Below are 24,943 nucleotides of genomic sequence, written 5' to 3'. Positions count from 1 at the left end.
ACAACTATGAGTAACGTTCGAGCACATCGTGTAGGAGAACAAATGAAAAAAGAGCTAAGTGATATTATTATGCGGGAGTTGAAAGATCCTCGTATCAGTTTTGTCACAATTACTGGGGTAGATGTAACAGGCGACCTGCAGCAAGCGAAAGTATTCATTACCGTTCTTGGAGACGATGCGCAAAAAGAATCCACATTAAAAGGACTTTCAAAAGCAAAAGGATTTATTCGTTCGGAGATTGGAAAGAGAATCCGCCTGCGTAAAACACCAGAAATTACGTTTGAATTTGATGAGTCCATCGAATACGGAAATCGGATTGAAACATTGATTAATGATTTAAACAAATAACGACTTAAATAAATAAGTTCAGCGTTTTATTAGAATGCTGCTAAGAGGATAGGGGGCGCATGCTCTCTATCCTCTTTCGCCTTTGAGAATAAGAGCAAGGAGTACGATAATGAATAATATTGAAGGAATTTTAGCGTTATTAAAACCTGCAGGGATGACTTCTCATGATTGCGTCATGAAAATCCGCAGACTTTATCAAACAAAAAAAGTAGGCCATACAGGAACACTTGATCCAGATGTCGTAGGGGTCCTCCCTATTTGTATCGGCAAGGCGACAAAGGTGGCTCAATACATGTCCGATTACTCTAAAACGTATGTAGGAGAAGTAACCATTGGTTTTTCGACGACTACAGAAGATGCAAGCGGAGAAGTAGTTGAGACAAAGGGTGTTAATAAGCCTTGGTCTAAAGAGGTCATCATCGCCTTATTAGACTCCTTTAAAGGAGAGATTACTCAAATCCCTCCGATGTATTCAGCGGTTAAAGTTAATGGTAAGAAATTGTATGAATACGCAAGAGCTAATCAAACGGTTGAACGGCCAACAAGGAAGGTCAGGATTCATCGATTAGAGTTAACTAGCGATCTAACCTTAAATGAAACATCAAACACATTTTCTTTTTCTTTTGAAGTGGAATGTAGTAAAGGGACGTATGTACGAACACTTGCAGTTGATTTGGGAAAAGCTTTGGGATTTCCTGCGCATATGTCCCATCTAAAGCGGACAGCTTCTGGACCCTTCACAACGGAGGTATGCACCTCTCTTTCCGAGCTTGAAGAAATGGAGGGCGTAGATGAACGTGTAAAAGTTTTAAGGCCGTTAGATGAAGCAATAGCTCATCTCCCTATGCTCATTGTAGATAAAGAGGTAGAACAGCTGATAAAATACGGATCAGTTTTACCAGAAGAAAAAGGGTTAGATGAAATGCGGTTTACCGTATATAATGGACAAGGGGAATGCTTAGCCATTTATCAAAAGCATCCTACTAAGCCTGGGTTAATTAAGCCGGAAAAAATGATCTGGACAAGTTAGTATACCTGAAGTAAAGCAGAAAAAGGGGAATTATGATGGATACGATTTATTTGCATCACCCAATTGAAGCGAATACCTTAAAAAAACGTCCAATTGTATTAGCACTTGGATATTTTGATGGGGTTCATATTGGACATAAAAAAGTAATTGAAACTGCCTGCAGGCAAGCAGCTAAGCTGGGTGTGGAAGCAGCTGTTATGACCTTCCATCCACATCCAAAAGAGGTGCTGCGAAAAGAAGCACACCCTATGCCTTACCTCACTCCGCTTCCTTTAAAGGAAAAGAAAATTGCTGAGCTTGGTGTGGATACGCTTTATGTCGTTAACTTTACTAAAGAGTTTGCGTCTTTAACGCCTCAACAATTTGTTGATGATTATATTATTTCACTAGATGCTGTACATGTAGTAGCTGGCTTTGACTTTACATATGGTTCTCTTGGCAAAGGGACGATGGAAACCTTAGTCTTTCATTCTAGAAATAAATTTGACCAAACCACTGTCAGCAAAGTAGAACAAGGCGACATCAAAATCAGTTCTACAAAGATTAGGGAGCTGATTGAGGAGGGCAGTGTAGAGAAGATTCCTGCTTATCTAGGAGAGCCTTACTACGTGTTAGGAAAAGTAGTCGATGGTGATAAGCGCGGCCGCACCATTGGTTTCCCAACGGCTAATGTAGCGGCAATTGACCGGATGAAGATACCTAAAACCGGGGTATATGCCGTACGTTTTCAAGTAAAGGGGAATTGGTACAACGGAGTATGTAATATTGGCTATAAGCCTACGTTTAATCAAGAAAAAAAGGAGCCAACGATCGAAGTAAATATTTTTGATTTCAACCAAGAAATTTACGGGGAACAGGCTGTGGTCGTTTTTGAACGCAGAATAAGGGCTGAGAAAAAATTTAATGAGATCAATGAATTGATCTCACAGATTAATAAAGATAAAGAAGAAGCGATTGAATATTTTGCTGAAAAAAGCTGTTAAGTTTCTTGCATTCTGAAGCTGAACGTTGTATAGTAAGGGTTGTACTTCAAGTACACATCCGTTTCGTGGCAGAGCGACTCACCGACGCTTGCTAGGGAATAGGAGATTATTTAAAGGGAGGTGAATAGGATGGCATTAACACAAGAGCGCAAGAACGAGCTAATTGCTGAGTTCAAAACTCATGATACTGACACTGGTTCTCCAGAGGTTCAAGTAGCTATCCTTACTGAGCAAATCAACACATTAAACGAGCACTTACGTACTCACAAGAAGGATCACCATTCACGTCGTGGTCTTTTAAAGATGGTTGGTCAACGTCGTAACTTGTTAACGTACCTACGTAACAAAGATGTTACACGTTACCGTAACCTTGTTGACAAGCTTGGCTTACGTCGATAAGTTATGATGAAAGCGGGAAGATTTCCCGCTTTTTTCTACATTTATAAGTGTTGGAAAATGATCCCTACATCACATCGATATGTAGGGTCTTTACATAACAGAGCCTATAACCCCGAGATTTGCCATTGACTCTTTTATTTTTCACATAAATCGGTAATAATAAGAAAAGAATGAATAATTTTAGTGTACGAGAGGAGTACGCGTAATGGAACAAGAAAGACAAATTTTTTCAATTGACTGGGCAGGCCGTGAACTAACGGTAGAAACAGGTCAATTTGCTAAACAAGCAAATGGAGCAGTACTTGTTCGTTATGGTGATACAGCTGTATTATCAACAGTAACCGCTTCAAAAGAGCCAAAAAACTTAAACTTCTTTCCGCTTACTGTAAACTACGAAGAGCGTTTATATGCAGCAGGAAAAATCCCAGGAGGCTTTATTAAGCGTGAAGGCCGTCCTAGTGAAAAAGCGATCTTAGCGAGCCGCCTAATTGATCGACCAATCCGCCCTCTTTTCCCTGATGGCTTCCGTAACGAAGTTCAGGTAATCAGTATTGTTATGAGTGTGGATCAAAACTGTTCCTCTGAAATGGCTGCGATGATCGGTTCATCTTTAGCATTATCGATCTCAGACATTCCATTTGATGGACCAATTGCTGGTGTTACGGTTGGACGTAAAGATGGCGAACTGATCATTAACCCAACAACTGAACAGCTAGAAGAAAGTGATATTGATCTAGTAGTAGCGGGTACAAAAGATGCAATTAACATGGTTGAAGCAGGGGCCGATGAGGTGCCTGAAGAAACGATGCTTGAAGCGATTATGTACGGTCACGATGAAATTAAACGCTTAGTGGCTTTCCAGGAAGAAGTAGTACAAGCTGCAGGAAAAGAGAAAAAAGAAATCCAGCTTAAACAAGTTGATGCTGAGCTTGAGTCTGCTGTTCGCAATTTAGCTGAAGCAGATCTTAAAAAAGCGGTTCAAGTCCAAGAAAAGCATGAACGTCAAGCAGCGATTGATGCTGTGATGAAGCCTATTATTGAGAAGTATGAAGAAGAGCAAGAAGAGCTTGTAGGCGATGTGCGAGAAGTTCTTCAAAAAGTAGTAAAAGAAGAAGTACGCCGTTTAATTACGGTTGAAAAAGTGCGTCCTGATGGCCGTGCGATTGATGAGATTCGTCCCCTAGCTTCACAAGTTGATCTATTGCCTCGTACACATGGATCAGGTCTTTTTACAAGAGGACAAACTCAAGCGTTAAGTATTTGTACACTAGGAGCACTTGGCGATGTGCAGATTCTTGATGGACTTGGTATTGAAGAGTCTAAACGCTTTATGCACCATTACAACTTCCCGCAATTTAGTGTAGGGGAAACAGGACCGATCCGTGGACCGGGCCGTCGTGAAATTGGTCATGGTGCTTTAGGTGAACGTGCCCTTGAACCGATCATTCCAAGTGAAAATGACTTCCCATACACAATCCGTCTTGTGTCAGAAGTTCTTGAATCAAATGGTTCAACTTCTCAAGCAAGTATTTGTGCAAGTACTTTAGCAATGATGGATGCTGGTGTACCTATTAAAGCACCGGTAGCAGGTATTGCGATGGGTCTTGTAAAACAAGATGAGCATCTAACGGTATTAACAGATATTCAAGGTATGGAAGATGCGCTTGGAGATATGGACTTTAAAGTAGCAGGTACTAAAGAGGGTGTAACTGCTCTGCAAATGGACATTAAGATCTCTGGTATTAACCGTGAAGTTCTTGAGCAGGCTCTTGAACAGGCTAAGCGCGGCCGTATGGTTATTTTAGATAATATGTTATCTGCAATCAGCGAATCTCGTAGTGAATTATCTGAGTATGCTCCTAAAATTATGACTATGCATGTGAATCCAGATAAGATTCGCGATGTTATTGGACCAAGCGGTAAGATGATCAACAAGATTATTGAAGAAACTGGTGTCAAAATTGATATCGAACAAGATGGTACAGTTTACATCTCTTCAGTAGACAGTAAAATGAACGAACAAGCTCGTAAAATTATCGAAGACATTGTTCGTGAAGTTGAAGTTGGTCAAACGTACCTTGGTAAAGTAAAACGTGTTGAGAAGTTTGGAGCGTTTGTCGAGCTATTTAAAGGGAAAGATGGCCTTGTTCATATTTCTCAACTAGCTGAGGAACGTATTAATAAAGTAGAAGATGTCGTAAGTATTGGCGATGAGATTTTAGTTCGTGTAACTGAAATTGATAACCAAGGACGAGTGAACCTGTCTCGTAAAGTCATCTTAAAAGAAGAGAAAGAAAAACAAGAACAAGCAGGAAAATAAGATGAAGGAGACAAGGATAATCTTGTCTCTTTTTTAGTCGTTGCGGCATTGACCTTACTTCCTTAACTAAATAAGGGTATTAGGAAGCTTGTTCTATCAACCTTCTTTATTGCATAGTATGCCAATAGAAGGAGGATTGATTAGAATGAAAAAGTTTGTATCTGTGTTATTTCTAGGCTGCTGTTTAATGGTTATTTCTTTTGGAGCGGTGCAAAATCCGTTCTCTTTGCAATACATAAATGAATTGAAGCAAGATACAACAATGGTTATGAAGCAGCAAGATCCTCTTTATGAAGAAATTGAACTGAATAAAGAACAATTTGAAGAAGATGCGATAGATGCAAGGGTGGATCCGGTCTGGAAGGCTCTCCCCGGCTACAACGGGTTAAAGGTTGACGTTGATGCCTCCTATGATAAGATGAAGAAGCTGGGAACATTTAATGAGGATAGGCTTGTATTTAAGGAAACAGCACCGTCGGTTCATTTAGAGGACCTGCCTCCGACACCTATTTATAAAGGGAATGAAAAAAAGCCCATGGTCAGTTTTTTAGTGAATGTGGCATGGGGAAATGAGTATATTCCTGAAATGTTAAAGGTGATGAAGGATTACGGTGTGAAGTCGACCTTTTTTTTAGATGGATCTTGGGTTAAAAACAATCCGAAAATGGCTACAATGATACTAGAACAAGGTCATGAAATAGGAAATCATGCATACTCGCATCCTGATATGAAATCACTAACTACCGAAAGAGTAAATGAAGAATTACAAAAAACAAATGACGTCATACTTGCTACGTTAGATGTTACACCTAAGTGGTTTGCCCCGCCTAGCGGAAGTTATTCTCAAAGAGTGGTAGATCAAGCTCGTGCTCATGGAATGATGACCATCCTATGGTCGGTTGATACTGTAGACTGGAAAAAACCACATCCTGATGAAATGGTCAATCGTGTTTTAAATAAAGTACATCCTGGAGCGATGGTTTTGATGCATCCAACCGAGCCTACAGCGGCCGGGCTCAAGGAGATGATTGAAGGAATTCAAGCAAAAGGGCTTGAACTTGGTACGGTTTCAGAATTAATGAGTGAGACAAGAATTCATAATGGTGTAACCCTGGATGACTAATTTTAGGGGGATATAGATTGATACAAAAGATTGAATTAGATAATGGTGTACGAATTATGGCAGAGGCAATTCCGACGGTAAGGTCTGTTTCTATTGGAGTATGGATAGGAACAGGTTCTCGTTATGAAGAAGTGCATGAAAATGGTATTTCCCACTTTTTAGAGCATATGTTCTTTAAAGGCACAAAAAAGCGAAGTGCTGCAGATATTGCCGAGGCATTTGATAAAATCGGCGGTCAAGTGAATGCATTTACCTCAAAAGAATATACGTGCTATTATGCAAAAGTGCTGGATGAGCATGCACCGATTGCTGTAGATGTATTATCGGACATGTTCTTCAATTCTGAATTTGAGGCGAAAGAGCTTCAAAAAGAAAGAAATGTCGTGCTTGAAGAAATAAAAATGGTGGATGATACTCCTGATGATATTGTACATGATCTCTTAAGTAAGGCGGCTTATGGTGAACATTCATTAGGCTATCCTATTTTAGGAACACAAGATACTCTTAAAACATTCGATGAAAAGGCGCTACGTTCTTACATGGACCGTTACTATACTGGAGACCATGTGGTCATTTCTATTGCAGGAAATATAACGGATGAGGTCATTCAATCGATCAAAGATATTTTCAAAGAGGTTAAACCAACAACTTATCAATATGAAGCCAGTGCACCACGCTTTCAATCGGAGTTGATTACACGTAAAAAGGAAACGGAACAAGCACATTTATGTCTTGCTTATCCTGGTTTAGAAATTGGCAATAAAGATGTCTATTCCTTAATTCTGCTTAATAACTTACTAGGAGGCAGCATGAGCAGCCGCCTGTTCCAAGAAATTAGAGAAAAGCGTGGATTATGTTATTCCGTATTTTCTTACCATTCCTCCTATCAAGACAGCGGTATGTTGACCGTCTATGCAGGTACGGCATTAGAGCAATTAGATGAGCTGGTAGTTGCCCTTAATCAGACAACAAGCCGACTGTGTGAAGCAGGAATGAATGAAAAAGAACTTCAAAATGGGAAAGAACAATTAAAAGGAAGCTTAATGCTAAGTTTAGAAAGTACCAATTCAAGAATGAGCAGAAACGGTAAAAATGAGTTGATGTTAAAACGCCATCGCACGTTAGACGATATTTTAGCTGAGATCAATAATGTTACATTAGAAAATGTTAATCGTCTTGCTCAAACACTGCTTTCCACTGAACCTGCTATTTCACTTATTAGTTCAACGGGAGAGGTTCCTAAATCGTTAAGAGCCTAAGCGAGATAGACCAGCTATATTAGCTGGTCTATTTTAATTGCCGTTCTCATACACTATCATAAACCCTTAGAGAACGGAGGAAGAGCATGCGGCTAAGTGAGATCAGCAACAAAGAAATCATTGATTACCAAAAAGGAGAACGCATGGGAATCCTAGGTCAGACAGACCTACTGATTAATGAGGAGACGGGAGAAATTGAAGCGTTTATTGTGCCAACGATGAAATGGTTTGGATTTGGTAAAAAAGAAAAAGAAGTGACGGTATATTGGAATCAAATTAAAAAGATTGGTCAGGATATGATTATCATAGATATGGGGTTTCCTGATTAACACACTGCAGATAGGCAGTGTGTTTTTTTGTTTTAAGTCATGTCTTTTAAATCACTCCCTTTATTCACCCATTATCAAGTTTATACATATGCTATCGTGAATCAATTCAGATACTGTTACTCCCTCCAACGTATATAAAACTGACGACATGTGGGGGCGAAGGCTACTTTAGGAAAGGGGCAGGGACGCTGATGTTAACGGGTAAAGTAATAGTCGTCATCGGGGGTGACGCAAGACAGCTTGAGATTATTCGCAAATTATCAACGCTTGATGCAAAGCTTTCATTAGTTGGTTTTGATCAATTAGATGATGGTTATATAGGGGCATCCAAGCAATCGATTGATGATGTGAAGTGGAATAAAGTCGATGCGATCTTGCTTCCGGTAAGCGGAATGAACAATGAAGGGGAAATTGAAACCATTTTCTCGAATGAAAAAGTAACATTAACACCCGAGATGTTCAGTCAAACACCTCAGCATTGCACCATTTTTTCAGGGATCACAAATGACACCCTTAATCAATACGTAAAAAAAGCGAAACGAAGACTTGTTAAATTAATGGATAGAGATGATATAGCTATTTATAACTCGATTCCTACTGCAGAAGGAACCATTATGATGGCGATACAACATACGGATATTACGATCCATAGTGCGTGTGTAGCTGTTATAGGATTAGGTCGAGTAGGAATGTCTGTAGCGAGAACATTTGATGCCCTAGGTGCAAATGTTAAAGTTGGGGCAAACGAGTCACATCAACTAGCAAGAATCACAGAAATGGGATTAACGCCTTTTCATACCGATCACTTAAAAGAAGAATTAGCAGATGTAGATATATGCATTAACACCGTTCCTGAATTAATCATTACTGCAAAGGTTCTCGCAGAGATGCCGCTGCACGCTCTTATTATTGATCTAGCCTCAAAGCCAGGGGGAACGGATTTTAGGTATGCTGAAAAGAGAGGGATGAAAGCACTGCTTGCACCAGGTCTCCCAGGAATTGTCGCCCCTAAAACGGCTGGGAAAATATTAGCCAATGTACTTTCAGATCTCTTGCAAGGAGATTAGTAAAACAGAAGAAGGTTCACCTATTTAAGAAAACATCCCGAAGCTTTTTGAAATTGTTGAGGAGGGTTCATATGTCTTTAAAAGGAAAGCATATAGGATTTGGTTTAACAGGATCTCATTGTACGTATGATGCTGTACTGCCAGAAATGCAAAAGCTGGTAGACCTAGGGGCAAAAGTAACACCTTTTGTCACATATACAGTCGAATCTACTGATACGAAATTTGGGGACAGTGCAGACTGGTTAACCAAAATTAAAGAAATCACTTCAGAACCGATTGTTAATTCAATAGTAAAGGCGGAACCATTTGGTCCGAAAACTCCGCTTGATTGTATGGTTGTCGCACCTATTACAGGTAATTCAACGAGTAAGTTTGCTAATGCATTAACAGATTCCCCTGTATTAATGGGAGCTAAAGCAACACTTAGAAATGGAAACCCTGTTGTTCTTGGCATATCAACAAATGATGCCCTCGGACTTAACGGTGTAAATATCATGCGTTTAATGGCCACGAAAAATATTTACTTTATTCCATTCGGGCAGGACGATCCTGTTAAAAAACCTAACTCGCTTGTTGCTAGAATGGAAGCATTAGTGGATACAGTGGAGTCTGCCTTAGCTGGCGTACAGTATCAGCCTGTGCTGGTAGAAAAATTCAAAGATTAGCGATTAGACGAAGTTGCACAAATGAATGATTTCCCTTAAAGTTTAATAGAGGAAATTGACGAAAAGTTGAATTTATTGTGCTATAATCAGTTCAATCGCGTCAAGATAACGTAATCTATTAAACTTATGAACGCAGGAAGGGGAACTACACAAATGACAACATCAAACTATCATGTAGCTGTTGTAGGTGCAACAGGTGCGGTCGGACAACAAATGCTAAAAACATTAGAGGAGCGCAATTTTCCAATTGGGAAATTAACTTTACTTTCATCCAAGCGTTCAGCTGGTAAAGAAATCACTTTTAAAGGTGAAACATATATCGTAGAAGAGGCTACTCCGGAATCTTTTGAAGGAGTTCACGTTGCTCTATTTAGTGCTGGAGGGTCTGTATCAAAAGCACTCGCACCAGAAGCCGTAAAGCGTGGTGCTATTGTTGTTGACAATACAAGTGCATTTAGAATGGATGCCGATGTTCCGCTTGTTGTGCCTGAAGTGAATGAAGAAGATCTTCGTAATCACAACGGAATTATTGCCAACCCTAACTGCTCTACCATTCAAATGGTTGTAGCGCTTGAGCCGATCCGTAAACAGTATGGCTTAACAAAAGTGGTTGTGTCTACTTATCAAGCGGTATCTGGGGCAGGGCTTGAAGCTATTGAAGAAATGAAGAGCCAAACTCAATCTATTTTAAATGGGGAAGAATTCACTCCTGAAATTCTTCCGGTTGGCGGAGACAAAAAGCATTATCAAATTGCATTTAACGCTGTTCCGCAAATTGATTTATTCCAAGAGAATGGTTATACATTTGAAGAAATGAAAATGATTAATGAAACAAAGAAAATTATGCATATGGAATCGCTAGAGGTTGCGGCTACTTGTGTACGTCTTCCGATTGAAACAGGACATTCTGAATCTGTATACATTGAGACAGAAAAAAGCGGCGCAACTGTAGAGGAGTTAAAGGAATTATTAAAAACAGCTCCAGGTGTTACCCTTCAAGATGATCCAGCAAATCAAGTCTATCCGATGGCTGCTGATTGTGTCGGCAGGGAAGATGTATTTGTCGGCCGTATCCGTCGCGATCTTGATCGTGATAATGGTTACCACATGTGGGTTGTTTCAGATAACCTTATTAAAGGTGCTGCATGGAATTCAGTTCAAATTGCTGAGAGCTTAGTAAAATTACAACTGTTATCGTAGAAGAGTAGGTGGCTTATGAAGATTATCGTTCAAAAATTTGGAGGAACCTCTGTTAGAGATGAGGAGGTTCGAAAAAAAGCAGCGCAGCATGTGTTGAAATCTGTTCAGGAAGGCTACAAAGTGATTGTTGTAGTATCTGCTATGGGACGAAAAGGTGAACCTTATGCAACAGATACTCTTCTTGGGCTGGTTGATTCTAACCATATATCAAAACGGGAACAGGACCTTCTAGTTTCATGCGGGGAAGTCATTTCATCTGTCGTATTCACAGAGCTGATCAATGAGCTTGGTGCTAACGCAATGGCCTTAACAGGTGCTCAGGCTGGCTTTAGAACAAATGATGATTTTACAAGTGCTAAAATCCTTGAAATGCGTTCGGATCACCTTAAGAAGCTTTTAGAAACGAAGGATGTAGTGGTTGTTGCTGGATTCCAGGGTCAATCTAAAACAGGGGAAATTACGACACTAGGGCGTGGTGGAAGTGATACGTCTGCCACTGCTCTTGGAGCTGCAGTAGGAGCTGAATGGGTCGATATTTTCACAGACGTTGAAGGGGTCATGACAGCAGATCCGAGGATTGTCTCAGATGCAAGAGCGCTTGATACGATGACTTACAATGAAATCTGTAATATGGCGTATCAAGGGGCAAAAGTGATTCATCCGCGTGCAGTAGAAATTGCCATGCAGGCTAAAATCCCTATTCATATACGTTCTACCCATTCACAAAGCCGAGGTACGCTTGTTACATCTATGCTTTCCGATAAGGCAGCACAGGATGTTCAAGACAGAACGATAACGGGGATTGCTCATCTGTCAAACATCACGCAAATTAAAGTGCTGGCTAAAGATGGGCAGTTTGATCTTCAAGAGAAAGTATTTAAGGCTATGGCCAATGAGAAGATCAGTGTTGATTTTATTAATATTAATCCAAGAGGGGTCGTCTACACAGTGTCTGATGAAGTAGCTGACCGTGCTCTGTTAATTTTAAAAGAAATGGGATATGAGCCCGAAGTTCAAAGGCATTGTGCAAAAGTTTCTGCGGTAGGTGCAGGAATGAGCGGCGTGCCTGGGGTAACGGCTAAAATTGTTGGAGCCTTGTCGCGTGAAAACATCCAAATACTGCAATCGGCCGACTCTCATACAACGATCTGGATACTCGTCAAAGAAGAAGATATGAAAAAAGCGGTTAATGCACTACATTACATGTTCCATTTAGAAGAAGCAGGGAATAAGCAACTGTAATGGGTCAGCTAGAATTGCTCTTGTAAGGAGTTGGGCATTATGGATTTTGGCCATGTTTGGACGGCTATGGTAACTCCGTTTGATTCGTTAGGCAATGTTGATTTTGATAAAACACGAAAGCTGATTGATTATTTGCTTGACCGTGGGACAGATGCGTTGGTGATTGCTGGTACTACTGGCGAATCCCCTACGCTTACAGAAGAAGAAAAAATTTCGTTGTTTCAATTGGCTGTGAAACACGTAAATAAAAGAGCCGCTGTTATTGCTGGAACTGGCAGCAACAACACAGGTCAAACAATTAGATTAACAAAAGAAGCAGCTGAGGCCGGCGTGGATGGTGTTATGCTTGTAACACCATACTATAATAAGCCTTCACAGCAAGGATTGTATGATCATTTTCATGCTGTGGCCGCATCTACAAAACTGCCTGTTATGCTCTATAATGTGCCAGGGAGAACCTCTGTCAATTTAGAAGCTGAAACCGTAATTAGGCTATCAGAAATAGAGAACATTACAGCAGTAAAAGAAGCGAGTGGCGACTTGGAGCAAATGGCCGCTATTATCGAAGGAACGGCTGAGGATTTCTTTGTTTACAGCGGCGATGATTCACTTACGATTCCTGCATTAGCCATCGGCGCTGACGGGATCGTCTCGGTTGTTTCTCACGTGGCTGGTAAACAAATGCAGCAAATGATTCAATCATTTATAGCTGGGGATGTAGTAAAAGCAGGTGATATTCACCGAAAACTTTTACCTGTAATGAAAGCCATGTTTCATGCGCCAAATCCAACTTGTGTAAAATATGCTTTACAAGTATGCGGATTGGATACAGGCGGCGTGAGACTTCCTTTGGTTCCTCTGACAGCGCAAGAACAGTACTTTGTAAAAACAACGATTGAAGAGTCTAACCTTTAAGGTTAGGCTTTTTTTATTACATGATTTTGGTAGTAAAGGAAGTTCAGTCTTGTGTTTCATTTCATGAATAAGGTATACTGATTTCAAGTGATTCGTACGGGTTGTTAAGAGCACAAGATTAAATATATGCTTTTTTCTGTATTCGGAACCAATTATGTTAAAGGGTTAGAGTGGCTCACAGCACAGAGCTCATGTTAATTCCAACCATTAGTTAAAGTGAAATCATTATATTAATAGCGTATTAGAAAGAATTTATTTGCTTGTTTTATGCAGATGAGATTCCTTTCTTAATGCATATATCGTTTATTTTATTGTTTAGGAGGAACGCCAAGTGTCAAAGCAACAGACAGAGAAAGTACGTGTTTTTGCCTTAGGTGGAGTCGGAGAAATCGGCAAAAATATGTACGGAATAGAAGTAGACGACGATATTATCGTCGTTGATGCAGGATTAATGTTTCCAGATGATGATATGTTGGGAGTAGACATTGTCATTCCTGATGTATCTTATTTGGTCGAACAAAAAGACCGTGTTAGAGGAATTATTTTAACTCATGGTCATGAGGATCATATCGGCGGTTTAAGTTATGTATTAAAGAAAATTAATGTTCCAGTTTACGGGACAAAACTTACTCTAGGGTTAGTGGAAGAAAAGTTAAAAGAAGCGGGAATACACCGTCAAACGACATTAAAATTAATTGATTCAAATTCAAGAATCAAGGTTGGTTCAACCAATGTCTCGTTTTTCCGAGTGAACCACAGTATTCCTGATTCGGTTGGTGTATGTGTTGAAACGTCGCAAGGAGCGGTCGTACATACGGGAGATTTTAAATTTGATCAAACTCCGGTAGATGGAAAACAAGCAGATATCGGTAAGATGGCTGCCATAGGATCTAAAGGAGTTCTTTGCTTGATGTCTGATAGTACGAATGCAGAGCGCCCTGGAACGACAAAATCTGAAACTGAAGTTGGACAAGGAATTGCAGAAGTATTTGAACATACAGATGGCCGTATAATAGTGACCACCTTTGCTTCAAATGTTCACCGAATTCAGCAAGTTATTCATGCAGCTGTTAAAGCGAACCGCAAATTAGCTGTCGTCGGTAAAAGCATGGTTCGTGTGTTATCCATTGCTTCAAAATTAGGTTATTTAGAAATGCCAGATAACCTCCTTATTGAGATTGATGAAGTGAATAAATACAAAGATCATCAATTAGCAATATTAACAACAGGCAGTCAAGGCGAGCCGATGAGTGCGTTAACAAGAATGGCTAAAGGTGCACACCGTCAAATAACGATTACAGAACATGATACCGTTATTATCGCTGCATCGGCTATCCCTGGTAATGAACAATCTGTTTCAGGTATTATCGATAAATTGCACCGCATTGGAGCAGATGTCGTATATGGCCAAACAAAAGTGCATGCTTCAGGCCACGGTAGTCAAGAAGAGTTAAAGCTGATGCTCAACTTAATGAAACCTAAGTTCTTCGTTCCTGTTCATGGGGAATTCCGCATGCAGCATGCGCACCGTGCTCTAGCTGTTGAAGTTGGGGTTAAAGAAGAACATATCTATCTTGTTGATAAGGGAGAAGTCATTGAGTTTACAAAAGGACAAGCTAGAAGGGGAGGCAAAGTACCTTCTGGAAATGTTTTAATCGATGGCTTAGGTGTAGGAGATGTAGGTAATATTGTATTACGCGATCGCCGCCTCTTATCAAAAGACGGTATTCTGGTAGTCGTTGTTACGTTAAATAAGAAAACCGGTGAGATAGTTTCAGGTCCAAACATTATTTCTCGCGGATTTGTGTATGTACGTGAATCAGAGAAACTTCTTGAAGATTCAAATGAGCTTGTAAGCAATATTTTAAAGAAATGTGTAACTGAGAACGTTAATGAATGGTCTTCACTTAAGAGTAATGTTCGTGAAGGGTTAAGCCGTTATTTGTTCGAACAAACGAAACGAAGACCAATGATACTTCCAATTATTATGGAGGTATAATGGGGAAAGGCATGTCGCATAAGACATGCCTTTTTGTATGGATAAGAATGATTTTCCTTCATCACGCTCATACTACGATTACATAACAATGAAGGAGGAAAATAATCATGTCGGATTTTTATCAAGAAGATCAGCCGCAAGCGCCGCAGCAGCCTCAAAAAGAACAAAAGGGGTCAGGCATCTTAGAGAAGATTCAAGAATTAGGACAAACAAATGTCCCTGATATGGATGCTTCAAATATCCATTGCATGACCATTATTGGACAAATAGAAGGCCATATGCAGCTGCCTCCTCAAAACAAAACAACAAAGTATGAACATATTATCCCTCAGCTTGTAGCAGTTGAGCAGAACCCTAAAATAGAAGGACTATTATTAATATTAAATACGGTGGGCGGAGATGTAGAAGCAGGCTTAGCAATTTCTGAAATGGTTGCATCCATGTCTAAACCGAGTGTCACATTAGTACTTGGAGGAGGACATTCCATCGGTGTACCCATTGCCGTAGCAGCAAACTATTCATTCATTGCAAAAACAGCAACGATGACGATTCACCCGGTCAGGCTGACAGGTCTTGTGATTGGTGTACCACAAACGTTCGAATACCTTGATAAAATGCAGGAACGTGTCATTAGTTTTGTTACACAGCAGTCAGGAATCTCAGAAGAAAAGTTTAAAGAATTAATGCTGTCTAAAGGAAACCTTACTCGTGATATTGGGACAAATGTAGTCGGCACCGATGCTGTTGAGTATGGGTTGATTGATGAAGTAGGTGGAATTGGCAGTGCACTTAAAAAATTAAATGAGTTAATCGATGCGAATAAACCGGTAAAAGAAAAAGGAGATATGGTGCAATGATTTTATACACCATGATGCCAAGAGAACAGATTTTCCCTGAAGAAGAACATAGTTATGCGACACAGCAAGTGGTGAATTGTGCAGAAGGACAGCTGATTGTTGAACAAATTAATGCAAGCCAATATAAAGTGGTAAGACTTATAAGCGGAAATGCGATGAATTACTTGAATCCTAACTTATCTCCAGGGACGATCATTCAAGCAAAACCTCAATTTTATTGATGTAGCGCTAACCTTTATTATGCTATAATTAATTTAATCCAAGCATGGTCGAAGCAGCCAATTTTGGCTGCTTCTTCTCTATGCTTATCACATGTAACAATGCTAAAGAGGTGAGATAGATGGCAAGACGAAAAAAGAAAAAAAAGACCGAGTGGAAGTCACAGCTTACATACGAATTAATTGGACTCGGATTATTAGTCATTGCCGTCGTAACATTGGCAAGGTTAGGAACAGTTGGGGAAACATTTGTGAGACTGTTTCGTTTTTTCTTAGGACAATGGTTTGCAGTGCTTGCAGTTGGATTATTAGTGGTAGCCCTGTACATAATGATTAAAAGACAGCTGCCTTCTTTTTGGTCAAGAAGAATGGCTGGATTTTATGTGATGATACTCTCTTTAACTTTATTCAGCCATGTAGGGTTATTTCATCATTTAAATAACCGAGAAGGGTTTACAGACCAATCTGTCATTCGTAATACCTGGACGTTGTTTTGGATGGAGATGAGAGGAGAGGTGCCGCCAACAGATCTTGGAGGCGGGATGATAGGCTCTATTGCTTTTGCAATCAGTCATTTTTTATTTGCTGAGGCAGGTACATATTTTCTATGTTTTATTTTATTTATTATTGGAATTATTTTATTAACAGGCCGTTCATTATCTGAATTATTAAGTAAAGTATTTAAAAAAGGCTACGTCTTCATAGCAGATACGATTCTCTCTCTTGTAGATGAAGTTAAAAGCATGAAAGAAAAAACAAAGCAAAAAGTAACAGATGAAAAACAAGCTTACGAAGAACGCAAAAAACAGCGTCAAAAACAAAAAGAAGAAGACTCTTTAGACGATATAATGATTGAGCCTGAAGAAGAAGTTGAACCTGAAATTGTTGACTTTACTCAAAAAGCTTATCAAGAAGAAAGGACGCAAAGACAACAATCGGATGATGAACAGGAGAAAAAGCCACAGGTAAAGCAGAAAGCGGAAAAAACAGAGGGAAAAGTAGAAGATCAGGACGAGGTGACGGTTCCGCTTGTCACAGCAGCCAAAGAAAATGAATCCTACAAGCTTCCAGCGCTTGATGTTCTAAAACTTCCGCATAAAACTGGGCAATATAATGAGAAAAGACAGCTGGCATCGAATGCAAGAAAGCTTGAGCAGACTCTTGAGAGTTTTGGTGTTAAGGCCAAAGTATCAAAAGTTCACTTAGGTCCAGCTGTTACCAAATATGAAGTCCACCCAAGTGTTGGAGTCAAAGTAAGTAAAATTGTAAACCTAGCAGATGACTTAGCTCTTGCTTTAGCAGCAAAAGATATTCGGATGGAGGCACCTATTCCAGGTAAATCTGCGATTGGGATTGAGGTTCCTAATCAGGAAGTAGCCATTGTGACGTTAAGGGAAGTGCTTGATTCAGAGAAAGCAAAAAAGGATGAAAATGTACTAGCAGTCGGACTAGGTCGGGATATATCAGGAGAGCCTGTACTCGCTCCTTTAAATAAAATGCCCCATCTTCTCGTTGCCGGAGCGACAGGCAGCGGAAAGAGTGTGTGTATTAATGGTATTATTACTAGTATACTCATGAAAGCAAAACCTCACGAAGTAAAGCTGATGATGATTGATCCTAAAATGGTTGAGCTTAATATGTACAATGGAATTCCCCATCTTTTAACACCTGTTGTAACAGAGGCTAAAAAAGCTTCACAGGCGTTAAAAAAAGTGGTCGCTGAAATGGAAAGAAGGTATGACCTGTTTTCTCATACGGGAACAAGGAACATTGAAGGTTATAATGAATTGATCAATAAGCAAAATAAACTAGAGGATGCAAAGCAGCCGACACTGCCTTATATTGTTGTGATCGTAGATGAGCTGGCAGACTTAATGATGGTTGCTTCTGGTGATGTAGAAGATTCCATAGCAAGACTTGCGCAAATGGCGCGGGCAGCAGGTATTCATATGATTATTGCGACACAAAGACCATCTGTAGATGTTATTACCGGTGTGATCAAAGCGAATATTCCATCAAGAATAGCTTTTGGCGTTTCCTCGCAAACGGATTCAAGAACCATACTAGACTCAGGTGGAGCGGAGAAATTGTTAGGCCGAGGAGACATGCTGTATCTGCCAATGGGAGCCACTAAACCGACACGGATCCAAGGAGCATTCTTATCGGATGGTGAAGTGGAAGAAGTCGTTGATTTTGTCATATCACAACAAAAAGCACAGTACCAAGAAGAGATGACACCAACAGATGCGCCAGAAGTGAAAGAAAAAGCAGAGGACGAGTTATATGATGATGCGGTACAATTAGTAACAGAAATGGAGACCGCCTCAGTCTCTATGCTTCAACGGCGTTTTCGTATCGGATACACACGTGCAGCACGTTTAATTGATGAAATGGAAGTAAGGGGTATAGTCGGTCCTTATGAAGGAAGCAAACCAAGAGAAGTTCTTGTTTCTAAAGTGGAAAATGAAGATATAGATGCTACATCATAAAGTGGAGAGAGAGAATAAGTTCTAAAGGAGTGGAGACTTTGATTAAAGCAGATCATCGTCCGTTGTATTTACAGGTTATAGATCGTATTAAAGATGATATTGAAAATAAAGTGTATGAGGAAGGAGAAAAGCTGCCTTCTGAATTTGAACTATCAAAGCAGCTAGGAGTGAGCCGCGCAACGCTCAGGGAGGCGCTTCGCCTTCTTGAAGAGGAAGGAGTAGTGATCAGACGTCACGGAGTCGGGACGTTTGTTCACACCAAACCACTTTTCTCAGCAGGGATAGAAGAGTTATATAGTGTGACAGATATGATTAAACAGGCAAATATGGAGCCTGGTACGATCTTTTTATCTTCTGCTGTAAGAGAGGCAACGGATGAAGATCGACGCCGCTTTAATCAAGACGAATTAACAGAAGTAATGGAAATTGAGCGTGTAAGAACAGCAGACCAAGTGCCTGTTGTATATTGTTTAGATAAAGTCCCAAATCAATTGCTTGAGAACCATTCTATTCATGAAACTAAGTCAATCTTTAATTATCTTGAAGAAATTGGTCACTCTATAAGTTATGCCGTGACCTACATCGAACCGATTGGTTTTCACGAGCGTGTCTCTGAAATCCTTCAATGTGATCCTGAAACTTCGCTCTTACTGCTTAAGCAAATTCATTATGATCAAAGTGAGCGGCCTCTGCTTTACTCACTAAATTACTTTAGAGCAGATAAATTTAAGTTCCACGTAGTAAGAAAGCGAGTCAAAGCATAAACTAGGCATGAATGGTAAAAAGGAGATGATTTTATGCAGCTGATGGAGAAAACGAAAGAATCTAGAGGAATAAACATCCATACCATTAAAACCGATCGTTATAAAACGAATACATTAATGTTAATGATAAAAGCTCCATTAGATAGAGAAACCGTAGCCATGCGTGCACTATTGCCTCATGTTCTGCAAAATGGGACCGCTCAATCTCCTTCTAGAAAAGAGGTTCGCGGCCGCCTTGATGAACTGTACGGAGCGATGCTTGCATCTGATGTTCAAAAAAAGGGCGAGCAGCATGTCATAACGATCCGATTAGATGTAGCCAATGAAACCTTTTTAACTGATCAAACGCCTCTTTTTGAAGAAGGGATTAAATTAATCTCTGAGGTCTTGCTTGATCCGCTAGTGGAGGAGAATGGGTTTAATGCCTCTATTGTAGCAAATGAAAAGCGTTCCCTCGTGCAGCGTATTCAATCTGTATATGATGATAAAATGCGCTATGCAAATGTTCGTATCACTGAAGAAATGTGTAAAAATGAGCCGTTTGGACTTACTTCATATGGAACGGTGGAAGAAGTGGAAGCGATTACAGCTGAGGGGCTGTATGAATATTATCAACAGCTTCTAAAAAAAGACCGCATAGACCTTTACTTGGTAGGAGCAATGGAAGCAGATGAAGCCATTGCTAAAGTGGAAACCTATTTCAATATCAATGGACGTGAGCCAATTGATCAAACGCCGCCTAGTTCTGAGAGCCCAAAAGTAGAAAAAGAAAATGTCGTGATAGAAGAACAAGATGTTAAGCAAGGAAAGCTGCATATGGGGTATCGTACATATACAACCTATAAAGATGATGATTATGTAGCGATGCAAGTATGCAACGGGCTATTTGGAGGTTTCTCTCACTCGAAATTGTTTATCAATGTTCGTGAGAAAGAGAGCCTTGCCTACTATGCCGCTTCAAGATATGAAAGTCACAAAGGTGTCATGATGGTCATGAGCGGAATTGAATTTGCGAAGTATGACCGTGCAGTTACGATTATCAAAGAGCAGCTTGAAGCAATGTGTTCAGGTGATTTTACGGAAGCTGAATTAGATCAAACGAAAGCAATGCTGAAAAATCAGCTGCTAGAAACGTCTGATGTTGCTCGTGGATATGTGGAACTAAGTTATCACCAAATTGTAAGCGGACATAACCGTACTCTTGAAGATATGCTTAAAGAAATAGATCAAGTCACAAAAGAAGATGTAATGCATGCCGCTCAAAAAATAGAGTTAGATACCATTTATTTCTTAAAAGGCGGTGAAGCTTCATAATGAAACAACTTACTTTTGAACAGCTTAAAGAAACGCTTTACCATGAGAAGTTAGAAAATGGTTTAGATGTGTATATTCTTCCTAAAGAAGGGTTTAATAAAACATTTGCAACCTTCACTACAAAATATGGATCGATTGATAATAAATTTACCCCTCTTGGTGGTAATGATACGATTCATGTACCCGATGGAATTGCGCACTTTCTAGAGCATAAAATGTTTGAGGATGAAAATGGTGATGTGTTTCAGGATTTTAGTAAACAAGGTGCATCTGCCAATGCCTTTACAAGCTTCACAAGAACGGCGTATTTATTCTCAAGTACAACAAATGTCGAAAAGAATTTAGAAACCTTATTAGACTTTGTTCAGCATCCTTATTTTACCGAAGAAAGTGTGGAAAAAGAAAAAGGGATTATCGGTCAAGAGATTACGATGTACGATGATAACCCCGATTGGCGTGCCTACTTCGGTGTGATTGAGAATATGTTTGTGAATCACCCAGTCAAGTTAGATATTGCCGGAACAATTGAATCCATTTCCAACATTACGAAAGATCTTTTATATACTTGCTATCAAACATTTTACCATCCAAATAATATGTTATTATTTATCATCGGTCCAGTTGACCCACAAGCCATTATGAAGCAAGTAAAAGAGAATCAAGGGAGTAAGTCTTTTGCAGCCCCAGAGACGATCAACCGGGTCTTTGATGATGAACCTAATGAAGTCGCAACTGAGAAAAATGTCATTCATATGCCGGTTCAAACTCCGAAGTGTTTAGTTGGATTTAAAGAAGCGAATCCATCTAGACAAGGGGAAGATTTATTAAAGCATGAGCTTTCTATTAACATTTTACTTGATTTAATGTTTGGTCAAAGTTCAGCTAATTACCAAAAACTATATGAACAAGGTTTAATTGATGACTCGTTTTCCTTCGATTATTCGGCCGAAGAAGGGTTTGGCTTTACCATTCTTGGTGGAGATACGAAGAAACCGGATGAATTAGCTGAAGCGATCAAAGAAATGATTACAACATTCAAACAAGAAGCGCTAGATGAGTCTGTTGTTAATCGTGCGGTTAAGAAAAAGATAGGATCTTTTCTTCGTTCGCTTAATTCTCCAGAATATATTGCTAATCAATTTACGCGTTATCAATTCAATGACATGACTCTATTTGATGTAGTTCCTGTACTTGAAGGGATCACAAAAGAGCACCTAAGTGAAGTTCTAGAAGAACATTTTGACTTTAAGCGCTTCACAGTATGCCAAGTAAGAGCGGAAAAGTGAGATCGGAGGGTATAAATCCAACGATGAAATCAATTTTAATTACGGGAGCGTCGCGCGGGATTGGAGCAGCAATTGCAAAAGAGCTGGCTGCACCTGAGTGCGCTCTATTTTTACATTATTATCAAAACAAGAAGTTGATCGAAGAGGTTGCGCATACCTGCAGGGAAAAAGGTGCTGAGGTATGGATTGTGAAAGCGGATTTGAGTCATATTAATGGTGCAGATGAGCTCTTAGGACAACTACATACACCTATTCATACTATAATTCATAACGGTGGACTAAGCTCAACTGAACTATTTACAGACCTTACGGATGAACGACTTAATCAGATCATGAATATTCATTTACTTAACCCAATAAAGATAACGAGAACACTTATGCCATTCATGATTCAACAAAAAGAAGGAAAAGTGATTGCTGTCTCATCCATCTGGGGGATGACAGGGGCGGCATGTGAGGTGGCATATTCGAGTGCAAAAGGGGGCTTGAATAGCTTTGTAAAAAGCCTTGCTAAAGAGGTTGCCTTAAGCAATATTCAAGTTAATGGAGTAGCACCTGGTGCCATTGATACAGACATGTTGAATGAATACACAAAAGAAGATATTGAAGCCATCACTTCAGATATTCCTGCTGGGGCAATTGGGTCGGTAGAAGATGTTGCTCATGCAGTTGCTTTTTTATGTTCTAATAAATCGAATTACATAAACGGACAAATTTTATCTGTAAATGGAGCATGGTATTGTTAAAAGTCATGCATAAAAAAAGCCCTCTCTTGAGAAAATAAGCTTGTAATACATTTCTACTCAAGGAGGGGTTATTATGTCTGTACTCGATAATTGGGATCAATGGAAAGACTTTTTAGGTGATCGTCTTAATCAAGCTCAACACGAGGGCATGAATGAAAATGTGGTATCAGATGTTGCTTATCAAGTTGGTGAATATCTTGCACAGCAAGTCGAGCCTAAAAATGAGCAAGAGCGTGTTTTAGCTGAGCTATGGAAAGTAGCAGATGAAGGCGAGCAGCATGCTATCGCAAACATGATGGTAAAGCTTGTTCGCAACGAAGGGTAGTATAGGAAAACGCCGCAGCAGCTGCGGCGTTTTTTCTATGATTAAACAAGGTCTTATACAAAAAATGTTTTAGATTGCAAATAAAAGTGTATGAAGTAAAGATAGATTATAGTAAAATATGAATTCGTAATCCTTTTTATTCATTTAGCGATTAAAGTGACAAAGCACTTTCAATTATAACTAAAATCCATTATCATTAAAAGGAAGTAAAAAATTGAAATCTTGTTTTGTCAAATGTGTTACCTAAATACGGCTTTATTCTATAACGAAAGGTGACGTTAATAGATGAAAGAATGGTACTTAGAATATCAAATTCATAATAACAGGCCAGGGTTGTTAGGAGATATATCTTCATTACTTGGGATGCTGAAAATTAATATCGTGACAATAAACGGTGTAGACGATATGCGCCGCGGTATGCTTATCAGAAGTAAAAGTGATGATCAAGTTGCTAGGTTTCGCGCTATTTTACATACAATTGACAGCATTACTGTAAGGAAGTTTCGTGAACCTCATCTTCGTGACAGGCTGGCTATTCGTCATGGGCGTTATATTGAGCGTGACGCTGATGATCGGAAGACCTTCCGTTTTATTCGTACAGAACTTGGACTGTTGGTTGATTTTATGGCCGAGTTGTATAAGCGAGACGGCCACTACTTGGTTGGGATTCGAGGAATGCCTCGAGTAGGAAAGACAGAATCAATTGTAGCAGCAAGTGTGTGTGCCAATAAGCGCTGGTCGTTTATATCTTCTACGCTCTTGCGGCAAACGGTCCGTAATCAATTAGCCGATGATGAATTAAGTGAAGACCATATCTTTATTATTGACGGAATTGTCTCGACAATGCGCTCTACTGAAAGACATCGTACATTAGTCAGGGATATTATGCGTCTTCCGGCAGTTAAAGTGGTTGAGCATCCTGATATTTTTGTCCGTGAAACGGAATATGAACTAGAGGATTTTGATTGTATTATTGAACTTAGAAATAATGAAAAGGAGACGATTTCTTACGAAGTAATGGAATCTGGCTTTTCATCATTTGATATTAGTTAAAGTTGTAGGTAGGTGTTTGAAATGTCAGAATTAGGACAACATTTAAGAGAGGCTCGTGAGGAAAAGGGGTTATCGCTTGAGGACCTTCAACGCAGTACGAAGATTCAAAAGCGATATCTGCTTGCTATAGAAGAGGGGCGTTTTGATACGCTGCCCGGACTCTTTTATGCCCGCGCGTTTGTGAAAACATACGCAGAAGCAGTTGGGTTAGATCCGGAACCATTGTTTGATCAGTACAGAAATGAACTCCCAAATCCTCAAAAAGAATCAATTGATTTGCCATCAAGGTCTGAGCGGTCTAAATCGCCCGTACGTCAGCCAAAGAAATCATCTAAAGCGCCTGCATTCTTACCGGCTGTCATTGCGCTTGCCTTTTTGGTCGTCATTGCTCTAGGCATATGGCTTGTAACTCAAAGTATCGGCGGTGAGAGGGATGCTGCGATTGCCCCTGATCCAGAAGAAAATGTCGATGCTGATTTCTCTGAAGGAGCAACGGAGCCTGAAGCTGATGAAGAGGCAGAAGGAGATCAAGAAGCGGCTAATGAAGATGCAGTTGAAGAAGAGCCTGCTGTAGAGGAAGAGGAAGAAGAAGAGGAAACTTCGTCAGAAACCTCAACATTAAACCTTTTAAACAGCAGTGGTAATACTTCTTATTTTGAACTGGAAGCTGATCGTTTCGATGTAGTGATTCAATTTAGCGACAGCTCATATGTGGATGTGAAAAACGGTTTAGGTAATATGTTCTTCTCGGGTCAGCCCGCAAGTGGAGAAGAATTAGAGTATGACTTCCAAGGAGAAGAAGAAGTTGAATTTAACTTTGGCGCCTCACAAAATGTAACGTTGATCGTTAACGATGAAGAGGTTGACTTCCCATTAGAGATCATCCATCAAAAAATTAATATTACAAACAGCGTGAATGACTAAAAGAAATGGCAAGCAGCCATTTCTTTTTTTGATAGTGTCAGCCTTAGAGTGCATAAAACAGAAGGCAGAAGAACTTCAGAATCAGATA

24 protein-coding genes are annotated in these 24,943 nt (G+C 39.8%); all 24 read left to right on the top strand.

What is annotated here, in order from left to right:
* Nucleotides 1–6 precede the first annotated feature (6 nt).
* Nucleotides 7–348: a 30S ribosome-binding factor RbfA gene (gene rbfA, locus BPOF4_RS11495; RefSeq protein WP_012959345.1), complete on the top strand. Its 342-nt coding sequence runs from the start codon at nt 7–9 to the stop codon at nt 346–348.
* Between the two features lie 118 nt (nt 349–466).
* Nucleotides 467–1,378 carry a tRNA pseudouridine(55) synthase TruB gene (gene truB, locus BPOF4_RS11490; RefSeq protein WP_180316884.1) on the top strand — a complete coding sequence of 304 codons (912 nt, stop codon included), beginning with the start codon at nt 467–469 and terminating at the stop codon, nt 1,376–1,378.
* A 35-nt stretch (nt 1,379–1,413) separates the two neighbouring features.
* Nucleotides 1,414–2,361 (top strand): bifunctional riboflavin kinase/FAD synthetase, encoded by a 948-nt coding sequence (gene ribF / locus BPOF4_RS11485; RefSeq protein ID WP_012959343.1) that lies wholly within the window; start codon nt 1,414–1,416, stop codon nt 2,359–2,361.
* Nucleotides 2,362–2,490: 129 nt separating this feature from the next.
* Nucleotides 2,491–2,760 (top strand): 30S ribosomal protein S15, encoded by a 270-nt coding sequence (gene rpsO / locus BPOF4_RS11480; protein ID WP_012959342.1) that lies wholly within the window; start codon nt 2,491–2,493, stop codon nt 2,758–2,760.
* Nucleotides 2,761–2,965: 205 nt separating this feature from the next.
* A complete protein-coding gene (pnp, locus tag BPOF4_RS11475) occupies nt 2,966–5,080 on the top strand; it encodes a polyribonucleotide nucleotidyltransferase (protein ID WP_012959341.1) in 2,115 nt (704 codons plus the stop codon).
* A gap of 145 nt (nt 5,081–5,225) precedes the next feature.
* A complete protein-coding gene (locus BPOF4_RS11470; protein ID WP_012959340.1) occupies nt 5,226–6,203 on the top strand; it encodes a polysaccharide deacetylase family protein in 978 nt (325 codons plus the stop codon).
* 17 nt (nt 6,204–6,220) lie between these two features.
* Complete coding sequence (locus BPOF4_RS11465) at nt 6,221–7,462, top strand: M16 family metallopeptidase (RefSeq protein ID WP_012959339.1); 1,242 nt, start codon at nt 6,221–6,223, stop codon at nt 7,460–7,462.
* An 86-nt stretch (nt 7,463–7,548) separates the two neighbouring features.
* Complete coding sequence (locus tag BPOF4_RS11460; RefSeq protein ID WP_012959338.1) at nt 7,549–7,791, top strand: YlmC/YmxH family sporulation protein; 243 nt, start codon at nt 7,549–7,551, stop codon at nt 7,789–7,791.
* Between the two features lie 191 nt (nt 7,792–7,982).
* A complete protein-coding gene (gene dpaA, locus BPOF4_RS11455; RefSeq protein WP_012959337.1) occupies nt 7,983–8,858 on the top strand; it encodes a dipicolinic acid synthetase subunit A in 876 nt (291 codons plus the stop codon).
* 71 nt (nt 8,859–8,929) lie between these two features.
* A complete protein-coding gene (dpaB, locus tag BPOF4_RS11450; protein WP_012959336.1) occupies nt 8,930–9,523 on the top strand; it encodes a dipicolinate synthase subunit B in 594 nt (197 codons plus the stop codon).
* 153 nt (nt 9,524–9,676) lie between these two features.
* Nucleotides 9,677–10,723, top strand: coding sequence for an aspartate-semialdehyde dehydrogenase (gene asd / locus BPOF4_RS11445; protein ID WP_012959335.1), 1,047 nt, complete (start codon nt 9,677–9,679; stop codon nt 10,721–10,723).
* A gap of 15 nt (nt 10,724–10,738) precedes the next feature.
* Nucleotides 10,739–11,965 (top strand): aspartate kinase, encoded by a 1,227-nt coding sequence (gene dapG, locus BPOF4_RS11440; protein ID WP_012959334.1) that lies wholly within the window; start codon nt 10,739–10,741, stop codon nt 11,963–11,965.
* Between the two features lie 39 nt (nt 11,966–12,004).
* Complete coding sequence (dapA, locus tag BPOF4_RS11435; protein WP_012959333.1) at nt 12,005–12,880, top strand: 4-hydroxy-tetrahydrodipicolinate synthase; 876 nt, start codon at nt 12,005–12,007, stop codon at nt 12,878–12,880.
* Between the two features lie 331 nt (nt 12,881–13,211).
* A complete protein-coding gene (locus BPOF4_RS11430; RefSeq protein WP_012959332.1) occupies nt 13,212–14,879 on the top strand; it encodes a ribonuclease J in 1,668 nt (555 codons plus the stop codon).
* A 107-nt stretch (nt 14,880–14,986) separates the two neighbouring features.
* Nucleotides 14,987–15,736 (top strand): ClpP family protease, encoded by a 750-nt coding sequence (locus BPOF4_RS11425; RefSeq protein ID WP_012959331.1) that lies wholly within the window; start codon nt 14,987–14,989, stop codon nt 15,734–15,736.
* On the top strand, nt 15,733–15,957 hold the full coding sequence (locus BPOF4_RS11420) for a YlzJ-like family protein (RefSeq protein WP_012959330.1): 225 nt from the start codon (nt 15,733–15,735) through the stop codon (nt 15,955–15,957). The genes BPOF4_RS11425 and BPOF4_RS11420 overlap by 4 nt, the downstream gene beginning before the upstream one ends.
* A gap of 119 nt (nt 15,958–16,076) precedes the next feature.
* Nucleotides 16,077–18,443: an FtsK/SpoIIIE family DNA translocase gene (locus BPOF4_RS11415; protein WP_012959329.1), complete on the top strand. Its 2,367-nt coding sequence runs from the start codon at nt 16,077–16,079 to the stop codon at nt 18,441–18,443.
* Between the two features lie 38 nt (nt 18,444–18,481).
* The gene (locus tag BPOF4_RS11410) at nt 18,482–19,207 is read left to right on the top strand and encodes a GntR family transcriptional regulator (RefSeq protein ID WP_012959328.1); all 726 of its coding nucleotides are present in this window, start codon (nt 18,482–18,484) and stop codon (nt 19,205–19,207) included.
* Nucleotides 19,208–19,240: 33 nt separating this feature from the next.
* Complete coding sequence (yfmF, locus tag BPOF4_RS11405) at nt 19,241–20,521, top strand: EF-P 5-aminopentanol modification-associated protein YfmF (protein ID WP_012959327.1); 1,281 nt, start codon at nt 19,241–19,243, stop codon at nt 20,519–20,521.
* Nucleotides 20,521–21,807 carry an EF-P 5-aminopentanol modification-associated protein YfmH gene (gene yfmH / locus BPOF4_RS11400; protein WP_012959326.1) on the top strand — a complete coding sequence of 429 codons (1,287 nt, stop codon included), beginning with the start codon at nt 20,521–20,523 and terminating at the stop codon, nt 21,805–21,807. Before yfmF ends, yfmH begins: the two co-directional genes overlap by 1 nt.
* Before the next feature lie 23 nt (nt 21,808–21,830).
* The gene (gene ymfI / locus BPOF4_RS11395; protein ID WP_012959325.1) at nt 21,831–22,553 is read left to right on the top strand and encodes an elongation factor P 5-aminopentanone reductase; all 723 of its coding nucleotides are present in this window, start codon (nt 21,831–21,833) and stop codon (nt 22,551–22,553) included.
* Nucleotides 22,554–22,626: 73 nt separating this feature from the next.
* On the top strand, nt 22,627–22,878 hold the full coding sequence (locus BPOF4_RS11390; RefSeq protein WP_012959324.1) for a DUF3243 domain-containing protein: 252 nt from the start codon (nt 22,627–22,629) through the stop codon (nt 22,876–22,878).
* Between the two features lie 285 nt (nt 22,879–23,163).
* Complete coding sequence (locus BPOF4_RS11385; RefSeq protein WP_012959323.1) at nt 23,164–23,931, top strand: DUF3388 domain-containing protein; 768 nt, start codon at nt 23,164–23,166, stop codon at nt 23,929–23,931.
* A gap of 21 nt (nt 23,932–23,952) precedes the next feature.
* Nucleotides 23,953–24,855 carry a helix-turn-helix domain-containing protein gene (locus BPOF4_RS11380; protein ID WP_012959322.1) on the top strand — a complete coding sequence of 301 codons (903 nt, stop codon included), beginning with the start codon at nt 23,953–23,955 and terminating at the stop codon, nt 24,853–24,855.
* Nucleotides 24,856–24,943 lie beyond the last annotated feature (88 nt).

Source organism: Alkalihalophilus pseudofirmus OF4, from assembly GCF_000005825.2.
Classification (GTDB): Bacteria; Bacillota; Bacilli; order Bacillales; family Bacillaceae_D; genus Alkalihalophilus; species Alkalihalophilus pseudofirmus.
Note: the sequence above shows the minus strand (reverse complement) of the source record. Positions and strands in the feature narration are given on the sequence as shown.